At 73.6% G+C, this 11,983-nt stretch carries 11 protein-coding genes; 4 read left to right on the top strand and 7 right to left on the bottom strand.

Translation table 11 applies throughout. The features are described from left to right. Positions 1–73: 73 nt before the first annotated feature. A complete protein-coding gene (locus HGB44_RS32515; RefSeq protein WP_267909107.1) occupies positions 74–205 on the bottom strand; it encodes a hypothetical protein in 132 nt (43 codons plus the stop codon). A 315-nt stretch (positions 206–520) separates the two neighbouring features. Here HGB44_RS32515 and HGB44_RS21225 point away from each other — a divergent pair, with 315 nt between their 5' ends. Then, positions 521–1,453: a DMT family transporter gene (locus tag HGB44_RS21225; protein WP_061082622.1), complete on the top strand. Its 933-nt coding sequence runs from the start codon at positions 521–523 to the stop codon at positions 1,451–1,453. A 106-nt stretch (positions 1,454–1,559) separates the two neighbouring features. Here HGB44_RS21225 and HGB44_RS21220 read toward each other — a convergent pair whose 3' ends face one another. Beyond that, the gene (locus HGB44_RS21220; protein WP_061082621.1) at positions 1,560–2,846 is read right to left on the bottom strand and encodes a class I SAM-dependent RNA methyltransferase; all 1,287 of its coding nucleotides are present in this window, start codon (positions 2,844–2,846) and stop codon (positions 1,560–1,562) included. A gap of 218 nt (positions 2,847–3,064) precedes the next feature. On the opposite strand from HGB44_RS21220, the gene HGB44_RS21215 reads away from it, so the two are divergent. Continuing rightward, positions 3,065–3,733: a potassium channel family protein gene (locus HGB44_RS21215; RefSeq protein ID WP_061082626.1), complete on the top strand. Its 669-nt coding sequence runs from the start codon at positions 3,065–3,067 to the stop codon at positions 3,731–3,733. Further along, positions 3,726–4,412, top strand: a complete 687-nt coding sequence (locus HGB44_RS21210; RefSeq protein WP_061082620.1) for a potassium channel family protein — start codon at positions 3,726–3,728, stop codon at positions 4,410–4,412. The genes HGB44_RS21215 and HGB44_RS21210 overlap by 8 nt, the downstream gene beginning before the upstream one ends. 123 nt (positions 4,413–4,535) lie before the next feature. On the opposite strand, the gene HGB44_RS21205 is transcribed toward HGB44_RS21210, so the two are convergent. Beyond that, positions 4,536–5,375 (bottom strand): DUF3159 domain-containing protein, encoded by an 840-nt coding sequence (locus HGB44_RS21205; protein ID WP_061082619.1) that lies wholly within the window; start codon positions 5,373–5,375, stop codon positions 4,536–4,538. 266 nt (positions 5,376–5,641) lie between these two features. Here HGB44_RS21205 and HGB44_RS21200 point away from each other — a divergent pair, with 266 nt between their 5' ends. Beyond that, complete coding sequence (locus HGB44_RS21200) at positions 5,642–6,745, top strand: serpin family protein (protein WP_061082618.1); 1,104 nt, start codon at positions 5,642–5,644, stop codon at positions 6,743–6,745. Positions 6,746–6,788: 43 nt separating this feature from the next. Here HGB44_RS21200 and HGB44_RS21195 read toward each other — a convergent pair whose 3' ends face one another. From HGB44_RS21195 to valS, 4 genes are all read right to left on the bottom strand, one after another. Further along, positions 6,789–7,529 (bottom strand): PIG-L deacetylase family protein, encoded by a 741-nt coding sequence (locus tag HGB44_RS21195; protein WP_061082617.1) that lies wholly within the window; start codon positions 7,527–7,529, stop codon positions 6,789–6,791. A gap of 77 nt (positions 7,530–7,606) precedes the next feature. Further along, a complete protein-coding gene (locus tag HGB44_RS21190; protein WP_061082616.1) occupies positions 7,607–8,479 on the bottom strand; it encodes a DUF3710 domain-containing protein in 873 nt (290 codons plus the stop codon). A gap of 56 nt (positions 8,480–8,535) precedes the next feature. Next, entirely contained in the window at positions 8,536–9,012 is a 477-nt protein-coding gene (gene dut / locus HGB44_RS21185) for a dUTP diphosphatase (protein WP_061082615.1), read from the bottom strand. 319 nt (positions 9,013–9,331) lie between these two features. Continuing rightward, positions 9,332–11,908 (bottom strand): valine--tRNA ligase, encoded by a 2,577-nt coding sequence (gene valS / locus HGB44_RS21180; RefSeq protein ID WP_061082614.1) that lies wholly within the window; start codon positions 11,906–11,908, stop codon positions 9,332–9,334. Positions 11,909–11,983 lie beyond the last annotated feature (75 nt).

The raw sequence follows: 11,983 nt of genomic DNA, 5'->3' as shown, positions 1-11,983 counted from the left end.
GCGTTGGAATGGCCTTCCGATCCAACGGCTGACAACCCCGCGAACGCTTCGACCCGGTCGTCCTCAGCGACGGCTACACCGAGGAGGAGCGGTTGCGGTAGGCGTCGCACACCTGCGTGACCACGTGCTGTGCCGCTTGCGCGCCCGCCCCGGCCTCACGCAACTGCCGGTAGGCGTGCTTGCGCAGCCCGCAATCGCGCGCCACCCCGCGTTCATGGGACGCCTTCGCCACCCGGGCGGGGCCCCGATCCCGCACACGCCTCCGCCGTATCGGGGCCCGCGCGCGACCAGCACACACATCCGGTCGTAGGATGGAAGGCATGAAGAACCCGTACTGGCACGTCGTGCTCCCCCCTCTGCGCGCCTGACCGGGCGCACCACCACCTCTTCCTGAAGAGCCCGGCCGACACGTCCCGGTGGCCGCCACCGGGTCGGCCCTCGTCGTGCGCCCGCGTTCCGCGACCACTCGCAAGACGCGACGACGAAGGACTCCACGACCGTGTCAGAACGTTCCCGTTCCGTGTCCGGCTCCCGGACACCCGCCCCCGCCCCCTCCACCACCGCCCTGACCCGGGGTCCGCTGCCGATCCTGGCCGCGGCCGTGCTGTGGGGCACCACCGGCACCGCCAGCTCCTTCGCCCCGGAGAGCGCCCCGGCTGCGGCCATCGGCTCCGCCGGACTGGTCCTGGGCGGCCTGCTGCTGTTCCTCACCGGGCGCGGCTCCCTGGCCCTGGTGCGCCGGGGCGACCGGACCACCCGCTGGTCGCTCGCCCTGGGCGCCCTGGCCGTGGCCGGGTACCCGCTGGCCTTCTATCCCGCGGTGGCCCAGACGGGCGTCGCCGTCGCCACGGTGATCACCCTGGGCAGCGCCCCGGTCTTCGCCGGGCTCCTGGCCTGGCTGACCGGGCAGGCCAGGCCCACGGCGCGCTGGACCGCGGCGACCCTGGCCGCGGTACTGGGCTGCGCCGTGCTCGTGCTGGGCTCCGAACTGACCGGAGCACAGTCCGCGGCCGACCCCGCGGGGGTGCTGCTGGCCCTGCTCGCCGGACTGTCCTACTCCGCCTACGCGCTCATCGCCGAGCGGCTGATCCAGCGCGGCCACTCCTCGAACGCCGTGATGGGCACGATGTTCGCCGGCGGCGGGATCGCCGTGCTGCCCGTGGTCCTGGCCACCGGAACGGCCTGGCTGGCCACGGTCGAGGGCGCCCTGGTGACCCTGCACCTGGCGGTGTTCACCGTGTTCCTGGCCTACCGGCTGTTCGGACAGGGGCTGCGCAACACCCCCGCCTCGGTGGCCACCACCCTGACCCTGGCCGAACCCGCCGTGGCCGCGCTGCTGGGCGTGGTGGTGGTCGGCGAGCGCCTGCCCGCCGTGTCGTGGGCGGGGCTGGCCGTGCTCGCCCTGGGCCTGGCGGTCCTGCGGGCACCCGCCAGGCGCCCCGGGCGCGGATAGCGTCATCGGTGCGGGGCCGGGCCCGGCCCCGCACCAGGCAGTTCGGCGCCCCACGCGGAGCGGCCCGGCGGGGTCGTACGGCCCCGCCAGGCCGCGGAGGCCGCGGTCAGCGCTCCTGGTGACGGCGGGCCGGACGGACCGGCTCCAGCACCGCCAGGCACTCCACGTGGTGGGTCATCGGGAAGGCGTCGAACGCGCGAAGGTCCACCAGGCGGTACTCGGCCCGCTCGAACGAGGCCAGGTCGCGGGCGAGCGTGGCGGGGTCGCACGAGACGTAGGCCACCCTGCGAGGACGCGTCCCGGTCAGGGAGCGCACCACCTCGGCGCCCGCACCGGCCCGGGGCGGGTCCAGCACGACCACGTCGGCGCGCACGTCCGCCCACTCGCGCAGCTGGGCGGCGACGTCGCCCTGCTCGACGCGGACCTGCTCCATGTCCTTGAGGTTGTACCGGGCGTCGCGCACGGCCTCGGCCCCGCTCTCCACGCCCATGGCGCGGCCCTCGGGACCCACGGCGGCGGCCAGCGCGCCGGTGAACAGCCCCGCCCCGCAGTACAGGTCCAGGGCGGTCTCACCGGGCTTGGGCTCCAGGGCGTCCAGCACGGCGGCGGTGAGCACCTCGGCGGCCGCCGGGTGCACCTGCCAGAACCCGCCCGCGCTGACGCGGTACTCACGGCCGTTCGCGTTCTCGCGCACGCCCCTGCGTCCGCGCACCTGCTGGACGCGGCCGCCCTTGAACCGTCGCAGCACCGCGCTGGAGGTGCCCAGTTCGGGCAGATCGTCCAGCTTGGCCCCGGTCGGTGTGACGACGACGGCGCGGTCGGCGCAGGCGGCCGAGGCGACCGCCTCCACGTCACGGACGCCCTCCCACTTGACATCGGTCACACCGAGTTCGGTCACGCCGGGGTGGGCGATGAGGCAGCGCTCGACGGGCTCGATGTCGTGGGAGCGGTGGCGGCGCAGGCCGGCGCGGCCGCCGGAGTCCACGGCGAAGCGCACGCGGGTGCGCCAGCCCAGGCCGTCGGGGGTGCCGGGCAGCTCCTCCACCGCGACCTCGCGGTCGATCCCGGCGATGCGCCGCAGCTGGTCGGCGACGACCTTGCCCTTGAGGGCCCGCTGCGCCTCCGGTGCGGCGTGCTGCCAGTCGCAGCCTCCGCACTTGCCCGGCCCGGCGGCGGGGCAGGGGGCCTGGACGCGGTCGGGGGAGGCCTGGAGGACCTCGACGGCGTCGCCGCGCAGGAAGCGGGAGGTCTGCTCGGTGACGCGGACGCGGACCCGCTCGCCGGGCAGGGCGTGGCGCACGAAGACCACCTGGTCGTCGTGGCGTCCCACGCACCAGCCCCCGTGCGCGACGTCGTCCACGGTCAGCTCGAAATCCTGTCCCACACGGTTCATGGCGGTCGTCCTCAAAAGATGGTCGGGTCACGTGACGGGTGACCCTGCGCGCACAGCCACCAACCGTTCCCAATCTACCTGCCGGAACCCACCCCCTGGTCGGGCCTGTGGACGGCCGGGGCGACCGAGCGTGTCGGCCGCATCTGTGCCAAGGTGTCACTGTGCGCACGCGGAACCACGGCGTGCGCGGCGGCTATCTCGACGGGAGTGCGGGCGAGGTGCACATCGTGATCATGGGGTGCGGTCGGGTGGGGTCCACTCTCGCGCACACCCTGGTGGACCTGGGGCACACGGTGGCGGTGATCGACCAGGACCCCGAGGCGTTCCGGCGTCTGCGCGGCTCCGTGGCCAAGCACGCGGTCCGCGGCCCGGGCCACGACCGGGAGGTCCTGCTCGCCGCCGGGATCGACCGCGCGGGGGCCTTCGCCGCGGTCAGCAACGGGGACAACTCCAACATCATCTCGGCGCGGGTGGCCCGCGAGGCGTTCGGCGTCGACAACGTGGTCGCGCGGATCTACGACCCCCGCCGGGCCGAGGTCTACCAGCGGCTGGGCATCCCCACGGTGGCGACGGTGCGCTGGACGGCCGACGCGGTCCTGCGCCGGATGGTGCCGGGCGACGGGCGGCTCACCACCGGGCCGGAGTGGCAGGACGCGTCCGGGACCCTGGCCATGAACGAGCTGAACCTGCCGCGGGGGTGGGCCGGGCGCCGCGTCGCCGACCTGGAGGAGCGGGCGCCGGTACGGGTGGTCTACCTGACGCGTGAGGGCCGGATCCTCCTGGCCGGGTCCGGTGACCTCCTGGAGGAGGGCGACGTCCTGCACGTGGTCGCCCGCGGCCGCGACCTGGACGGGCTGCGGCTGGACGACGAGACGGGGCGTGGGTGAGATGCGGATCGCCATCGCGGGAGCCGGGAGCGTGGGGCGCTCCATCGCCACGGAGCTGGCGGGCAGCGGCCACGACGTGCTGCTGATCGACCGGGACACCCGCGCCATCGGCGTGGACGACCTGCCCCAGGTGGAGTGGCTGCTGGCCGACGCCTGCGAACTGGCCACTCTGGAGGACGCACGCCTGGAGGGCTTCGACGTGGTCGTCGCCGCCAGCAGCGACGACAAGGTCAACCTGGTGGTGTCCCTGCTGGCCAAGACCGAGTTCGGGGTGGGCCGGGTGATCGCCCGTATCAACGACCCCGACAACGAGTGGCTGTTCACCGAGTCCTGGGGCGTGGACCTGGCGGTCTCCCCGCCGCGGCTGATCGCCGACCTGGTCGAGGGGGTCCCCGAGGAGGACCCGGACGGGGAGGACTCCCTGCCGCCGCTGCCGGGCGCCGAGATCGCCGAGTCGGTGCTGCACGCCAGGAGCCCGTTCGCGGGCGGACCGGAAGGGGCTCTGGCGGAGTCGCTGCCCGAGGGCGTGGCGCTGGTGGCGGTCGTGGGCCCCGGCGGGGTGCGCCCGCCGGACCCCGACCGGACCCTGTCGGTGGGCGACACCGTGGTGTTCCTGGCCGAACCCGAGGTCCTGGGCGCCCTGGAGTCCCTGCTGGGCTCGGCGGACGACGCCGACTAACCCCCTTCGCCGTGATCTTGTGCCTGTAGCGAGGTTCGAGCGCCGACATCGGCCATAAGTACAAGATCATTGCAGGTCAGGGCCTCACGCATCACACCGGCAACGCTTCCGACCGGACCGCCGCTAGTCGCCCGCCTCGTCCCGGGCCGAGCGCTCCCGCTCCTCCAACGGGGTGCGGCCCCGGGCCAGTACCCAGACCATGGCCGCGAACGCCGCGACCTGGAGGGGCCAGCCCATGGCGACCTTGGAGAAGCCCAGGAGGGCGAAGGTGTCGGCCCAGCCGTAGGTGTCGGCCATCCACAGCGGGTACTGCACGAGCACGCGGATCACGCAGGGCAGGACCAGCAGCCAGGTCAGGCGTGAGGCCAGGGTGACCACGGCCGGGTTGGCGCGCCAGGAGGTGAAGTCCTCCTTGTCGCCGATGAACGGGCCGATCATCAGCCCGATCGCGGGCCAGCGCACCAGCACCGACAGGCTCAGCACCACGGCGTAGACGGCGTTGTAGACGATGCCCGGCAGGAAGGCGTCGGCGGCGTTGCCGCTGCGCATGGCGAAGACCGCGGCGATGCCGATGCCGAACAGGCTGGTGAGCACGTACTGCACCGAGGAGCGCTGCACGAGCCGGACCGCGCCCAGGAGCAGGGCCGCGACCACTCCCAGGACGATCGACAGCTGCAGCTCCGAGCTCACGATGTAGGAGACGGTGAAGGTCAGGGTGGGCACCGCAGCCTCGACCATGCCGCGCTTGCCGCCCAGCGCCTTGGACAGCTGTGAGCGCACGAGCGCCTCGACCGTGTCCTCGGTGACCGCCGGGCGGTCCACCGCCGTGGCGCCCTCGCCGTCGTCCCGCTCCGGGGCGGGGGCGTCCCCGGGGTCCGGGTTGTCCGCCGCGGGCGCCTCTGCCCTGTCGTCCGCCCCGGCGGCCGGGGCGGCCCCCTCGGTGGCCCGCTGGTGCTCAGTCATCCTGCTCCCGGTCGGATCGGTGTTCGGTCGTCGCCGCGCGGGGCGTCCAACGCGGTTCCGCACGCCATGATGGCCCAAGCCTATGTGACGTGCGACCGGTCGCGGGGTACGCGCGGTGGTCACGCGAACGCGCTCCGCCCGCCTTTGTCCCCTTGGGTCCGGGCTTGTCGCGTGCGGCTTCTCACCCGGCGGCGCACCCTGGCGGCCGGGGAACGCCTTCCGTACGCTGGCGAGCGGACACCGGAGCCGAGAGCGAGCAGGAGCCCATGCAGACGAGCACGTCCCCGCGCCGGGACCACCTGGAGTTCGCCGCCGCCCTGGACCGGGTGCTGACCCGGCCCGGAGAGTCGCACGTGTGGTCTCCCCACTCGGTGGGCACGGTGCTGGCGCTGCTGGCCACCGGCGCCCGGGAGCGCACCCTGACCGAACTGGAGGCGCTGCTGGGCGCGGACGTGCGGGGCCAGCTGGAGGAGCTGGACGCGGCCGTGGCCGCCGAACCCGGGCTCGACCTGGCCAGCCTCAACGGCCTGTACGTGCCCGCCGACCTGGAGGTCCTGCCGGGTTTCACGGCCCGGGTGCGCGAGCGCGCCGGCGCCGAGGTGGAGCACGCCGACTTCGAGCACGACTCCGAGGGGGTGCGCTCACGGGTCAACGCCAGGGTGGCGGAGGTGACCTGCGGCCTGATCGAGGAGCTGCTCCCGGCGGGCAGCATCCACCCGGGCGTGCGGCTGCTGCTGGTCAACGCACTGTGGGTGAAGCTGGCCTGGCCCGACCCCTTCGACCCGGCCCGGACCCTGGACAAGCCCTTCCACACCCCGTCGGGGAGGCGGAAGGTGCCCACCATGCACCGCTCGGCCCGCCTGCCCCACGCGCGGACCCAGGGGTGGAGCATGGTGAGCCTGGAGGGCGACCACGGCCTGACCCTGGACGTGCTGCTGCCCGACGAGCGCTCCGCCACCCCCGCACCGGTGACGGCCGACGCGCTCGCGGACCTGTACGGCGGCCGCTCCTCCCAGCAGGTGGACCTGGCCCTGCCGCGCTTCCGGGTGGAGAGCGACACCTCCCTCCTCGAACCGCTGGCGGCGCTGGGCGCGCGTGACCTGGCCACGGACTCGGCCCGCTTCGACGGGATCAGCCCGGAGCCGCTGCGGGCCGACGAGATCCTGCACCAGTCGGTGCTGCGGGTGGACGAGAAGGGCGCCGAGGGCGCCGCCGCGACCGCCGTGATGATGCTCCGGGCGGCCGCGGTGGCGCCGAAGCCGGTGAGGTTCACCGTGGACCGGCCGTTCGTGTTCGCGCTGCGCCGCGGCGGGGCGGTCCTGTTCCTGGGCCGCGTCACCGACCCCGTGGACCCGGGCCCCGCCTCCTGACCCCGCCGGGGCCGCACCGCCGCCCGCGCTCGCGGGCGGCGCCTCAGACCTCGAACACCTCGAAGGCGGTGGCGAGGGGGACCCCCGCCCACTCCCCCGCCCGGGCGGCGGCCTGGGGCAGGAAGGACTTCTGGTCGAACCCCTCCAGGTTGGACAGGTAGAGGGCGTGGGCGTCCAGCGACGCCACGCCCGCGGCCAGGTCGGCCTCGCCCAGCTCGACGTAGTGGGCGGCCAGGGGCGAGGCGCCGAAGGCCACGAAGCGCACGCCCGACCACGGGTGGAGGCCCTCCTCCAGCTGCTCGCGGAACACCCACCGGTTGGCGGCGTCGCGGACCGCGTCCAGCAGGGCCGGGCCGAGCACCCGGTGGTCGGCGTGGTTGAAGGCGCCCGAGCCCGGGAAGTGGTCGCGGAAGTTGATGGAGACGATCACGTCGGGGCGGTGGCGCCGGATCGCACCGGCCAGCGCGGCGCGCAGCGGGATCCCGTACTCCAGGGTGCCGTCGGGGAAGTCGAGGAACTCCACGGCGGCCACCCCGACGGCCGCCGCCGAGGCGCGCTGCTCGGCCATGCGCAGCGGGGCGCACTCCTCGGGGGCGATGGTGTCGATGCCCGCCTCGCCCCGGGTGACCAGCAGTTCCACCACGTCCTTGCCCTGACCGGTCCAGCGGGCGATCGCGGAGGAGCTGCCGAACTCCAGGTCGTCGGGGTGGGCCACCACCGCCAGGGCTCGGTTCCAGTCCTCGGGGAGCGGCCGGGGCGCGCTGTTCTCCGTCGTCTGCGTCATGTGCCACAGACTACGGAAGACGGCGCGCCCTGCCCTGCGCCTCCCCGGCGATGCGGGGCCCTGTTCCCGCCGGGGACCTACTCCCCCGGAGCGCCCGCGGCGCCGCCGGACTGACCCGGCTGGCCGCCGGCCCCTCCGGGCTGCGCACCGGGCGCGGCGCCGTTGGGAGAGCGGCCCGCGTTGCCGCGCTGGGCCGCTTGCTGGGCGGCGCGCGTCTTGGCGGCCTCGGCCATCTTCTCCTGGATCTGCTTGGGCACGGTGATGGGCAGCAGCTCGCTGGGCGGCACCGGGTGGTCTCCGCGCACCACCACGATGTTGGAGAAGAGGTGCTCGACCTCGGCCATCACCTCGGGCTTGGAGGCGCCCTCGCCGCGGATCACGCCGCGCAGCACCCAGCGCGGTCCGTCCACTCCGATGAAGCGCACCCGCTGGGCGAGCTGCTTGCCGTCCTCGGTCGTGCGGCCCTTGACCGGAACGAGGGCCTTGAGCTCGGGGCCGAAGGTGCCGTCGTGCTCCTCGGCCTTGCCGCCCTGCTTGACGACCTGCTCGCGCAGCTCCTCGCGCATCTCGTCCCACAGCCCCGAGGACTTGGGGGCGGCGAAGGGCTGCACCTGTAGGGCGCTCTTTCCGCGTACCAGGGTGACGCCGATGATCTTCTGCTTGCCCTGGGTGTCCTGGGCGACGTTCACCTGGATCTCGGTGCCCTGCTCCATGGGCAGCCGCATGCTGCCCAGGTCCATCCGATTGGCCTCGGGGGCGTCCTCGGTGGAGTCCCACGGCCCGGAGGAGCGGTGGCGGTCCGCGTCCTTGGGCTGCTGTTCCCGGGAGCGCTCCGGCTCGATCTCGTTGCCGAAGGAGACCGCTCCGGCGGCGCCCTCGCGCCTGGGGGCGGCCTCCGTCCCCGTTCTCTCGGTCTCTTCGTCCCGCTTCTTGCGTCGGCGTCCGAACACGCCTTCACCTCTTCGCTTCCGTCGGTCCCGGATGACTCCGGGGATTCGGGGCGCCGTCACCGCTGTGCGGCGTGCCCCCCGGTCGAACCGAAACCACCCGTTCCCCGCACCGACTCCGGAAGGGAGTCGGCCTCGACGAACACCGCCCGTTCCACGCGCTGGACCACCAGCTGCGCGATCCGGTCGCCCCGGGTCAGCTTCACCGGGGTGTCCCTGTCGGTGTTGATCAGGGTCACCCTGATCTCGCCGCGGTACCCGGCGTCGACCGTGCCCGGCGCGTTGACGAGCGTGACCCCGCAGCGCGCCGCGAGGCCCGAACGCGGGTGCACGAAGGCCGCGTACCCGTCGGGCAGGGCGATCGCCAGGCCGGTGGGGACCGTGGCCCGCTGCCCGGGGTCCAGGGTGACGTCGACGGCGGTGTACAGGTCCGCGCCCGCGTCACCGGGATGGGCGTACTCGGGCAGGGGGAGGCCGGGGTCCAGGCGGTGGACCGTGACAGGGATCCGTCCGCCTTCCAGGGATGTGGTACTCACATCGGCCGAGCCTATCGCTCCCCGGGCGATGAACCGGTGTCCAGCACCGCCGACAGCCGAACGGGGGCGGCCCTGCCGGATTCCCTCCGGTGGCCGCCCCCGCTCCGCCTGTGCCTCTTCTTTGGGGCTCCGCTCCGCTTCGCCCCGTGTTCGGACGCCCAAGGAGCGGAAACCTTCGGCGCCTGCACCGGGTCGGCTCGTGCCCACCCGTCGCCCGCCGCCATCCTCGAACGACGCCTACGGCGCAGTCCTTCCGCGAAAACCCGCCTCCGGCGCCTCCAGAAACCCGCGGGCTGAAGCAGACACCGGCCGACCCGCCCTACTCCGCGGGGGTCTCGGGCAGGGTCACCTCGACGGTGAGCTCGGCGTCGTCGGTGGTGCGGAAGTCGATCCCGGCGGCACGGCCCGCGGCGGCGATGTCTGCGCGGGCGGCGCGGGCGGCGTCGACCCGCTTGCCCGAGACGCTGACGTGCTCGACCTCGGCCCTCATGGACAGCTTGGCCTCGGACTTGGCCTTGCGCACGGCACGCAGCACCTCGGCGGTGGCGGCCAGGACGGCGGGGTCGCCGTCGTCCGCGGCCGCGCGGTACTCCGCGGTGTCGGGCCAGCGCTGGGCGTGGACCGAACCCTCCTGCCACCAGCTCCAGACCTCCTCGGCCACGAAGGGCACGAAGGGGGCGAAGAGCCTGTGCAGGGCACCCAGGGCGATCAGCAGCGCTGCGCGGGCGGAGGCGCCCTCGGCGGACTCGGTGTCGTAGGCGCGGGTCTTGACCAGCTCCAGGTAGTCGTCGCAGAAGTCCCAGAAGAAGCGCTCGGTGCGCTCCAGGGCCCGGGTGTGGTCGTAGGCGCGGAAGGCGGCGGTGGCGTCCTCCACGACGTCGGCCAGGGCGGCCAGCATCGCCCGGTCCAGCGGCTGGACCACGTGGGCGGGGTCGGCGGCGGCGCCCTCACCGGCCACGGACATGACGAACTTGCTGGCGTTGAGGATCTTGATGGACAGCCTGCGGCCGACCTTCATCTGGCCCTCGTCCATGGCGGTGTCGGTGCCCAGGCGACCGCTGGCGGCCCAGTACCGGACCGCGTCGGAGCTGTACTTCTCCAGCAGCGCCAGCGGGGTGACGACGTTGCCCTTGGACTTGGACATCTTCTTGCGGTCGGGGTCCAGGATCCAGCCGGAGATGCCGGTGGTGCTCCAGGGCAGGGTGCCGTTCTCGAAGTGGGCCCGGACCACGGTGGAGAACAGCCAGGTGCGGATGATGTCCTGGCCCTGGGGCCGGTAGTCCATGGGGAACACCCGCCGGTACAGGTCCGGGTCGCGCTCCCAGCCGGAGGCGATCTGCGGGGACAGCGAGGAGGTCGCCCAGGTGTCCATGACGTCGGGGTCGCCCATGAACCCGCCCGCACGCCCGCGCTGGTCCTCGGTGTAGCCCTCGGGCGCCTGCGAGCTGGGGTCGACGGGCAGCTGGTCCTCGGCGGGGACGATGGGCTCGTCGTAGCGCGGGTTGCCGTCGGCGTCCAGCGGATACCAGACGGGGAAGGGCACGCCGAAGAAGCGCTGGCGGCTGATCAGCCAGTCGCCGTTGAGGCCCTCGACCCAGTTCTCGTAGCGGGCGCGCATGTGCTCGGGGTGCCAGGTGAGCTCGCGTCCGCGCCGCAGGAGCTGCTGGCGCAGGTCCTCGTCCCGCCCGCCGTTGCGGATGTACCACTGGCGGGTGGTGACGATCTCCAGGGGCTTGTCGCCCTTCTCGTAGAACTTCACCGGGTGGGTGATGGGCGCGGGCTCGCCGACCAGGTCGCCGCTCTCGCGCAGCAGGGCGACGGTGCGCTCGCGCGCGGTGTGGACGGTGGCGCCCACGAGCGTGTCGTAGGCCTCGCGGGCCGCGCCGCTCTCCAGCCCCTTGGGCGGGTCGGCCATGACACGGCCGTCCCAGCCGATGATGGGCCGGGTCTCCAGCTGGAGCTCGCGCCACCAGGTGACGTCGGTGGTGTCGCCGAAGGTGCAGATCATGGCGATGCCGGACCCCTTCTCGGGGTCGGCGAGGCGGTGGGCCCGCACGGGGACCTCGACGCCGAAGACCGGGGTGCGCACGGTGGTGCCGAACAGGTCCTGGTAGCGCTCGTCGTCGGGGTGGGCGACCAGGGCGACGCAGGCGGCCAGCAGCTCGGGGCGGGTGGTCTCGATGTGGACCGGGGCGCCGTCGGGCTTGTGGAAGGCCACCTTGTGGTAGGCGCTGGGGCGCTCGCGGTCCTCCAGCTCGGCCTGGGCGACCGCGGTGCGGAACGTGACGTCCCACAGGGTGGGGGCCTCGGACATGTAGGCCTCGCCGCGGGCCAGGTTGCGCAGGAAGGCTCGCTGGGCGGCGGAGCGGGAGTTGTCGTCGATGGTGGCGTAGGTGTGGCGCCAGTCGACGCTCAGCCCGAGGCGGCGCCAGATGGACTCGAAGACCTTCTCGTCCTCGGCGGTGAGCCGGTCGCACAGCTCGATGAAGTTGCGCCGCGAGACGGGGACCTGCCGCTTGGGGTCGGGCTTGGCGGGCGGCTGGAAGTCCGGGTCGTAGGGGATCGACGGGTCGCAGCGCACGCCGTAGTAGTTCTGGACGCGCCGCTCGGTGGGCAGGCCGTTGTCGTCCCAGCCCATGGGGTAGAAGACGGCCTTGCCGTTCATGCGCTGGAAGCGCGCGACGGTGTCGGTGTGCGTGTAGGAGAACACGTGGCCGATGTGCAGCGAGCCCGACACCGTGGGCGGCGGGGTGTCGATGGAGTAGACGTCCGCGCGGTCGGCCGTGCGGTCGAAGTGGTAGACGCCGGACTCATCCCATACGTCGACCCACTTCGCCTCGATACCGTCCAGCGAGGGCTTGTCGGGCATGCGGAAGGAATGAGAGCCGTTGGTCATGGGGCAATGGTAGTGCTCTCCGGGCCGTGGTCGTTCCGGGTTTCGGGTCGTCACAGCGGGGGCCGGCGACCCTCT

The sequence above is a fragment of the Nocardiopsis alborubida genome (assembly GCF_012396365.1).
Lineage (GTDB): Bacteria > Actinomycetota > Actinomycetes > Streptosporangiales > Streptosporangiaceae > Nocardiopsis > Nocardiopsis alborubida.
The sequence above is the reverse complement of the archived record's forward strand: the minus strand, read 5'-3'. Positions and strand labels throughout refer to the sequence as shown.

What these genes read in the sequence shown, in the direction of transcription:
- HGB44_RS21220 (WP_061082621.1), bottom strand. Translation starts at nt 2,846, where the DNA reads ATGAACCGTGTGGGACAGGATTTCGAGCTGACCGTGGACGACGTCGCG.
- HGB44_RS21205 (WP_061082619.1), bottom strand. Translation starts at nt 5,375, where the DNA reads ATGACTGAGCACCAGCGGGCCACCGAGGGGGCCGCCCCGGCCGCCGGG.
- HGB44_RS21200 (WP_061082618.1), top strand. Translation starts at nt 5,642, where the DNA reads ATGCAGACGAGCACGTCCCCGCGCCGGGACCACCTGGAGTTCGCCGCC.
- HGB44_RS21195 (WP_061082617.1), bottom strand. Translation starts at nt 7,529, where the DNA reads ATGACGCAGACGACGGAGAACAGCGCGCCCCGGCCGCTCCCCGAGGAC.
- valS (WP_061082614.1), bottom strand. Translation starts at nt 11,908, where the DNA reads ATGACCAACGGCTCTCATTCCTTCCGCATGCCCGACAAGCCCTCGCTG.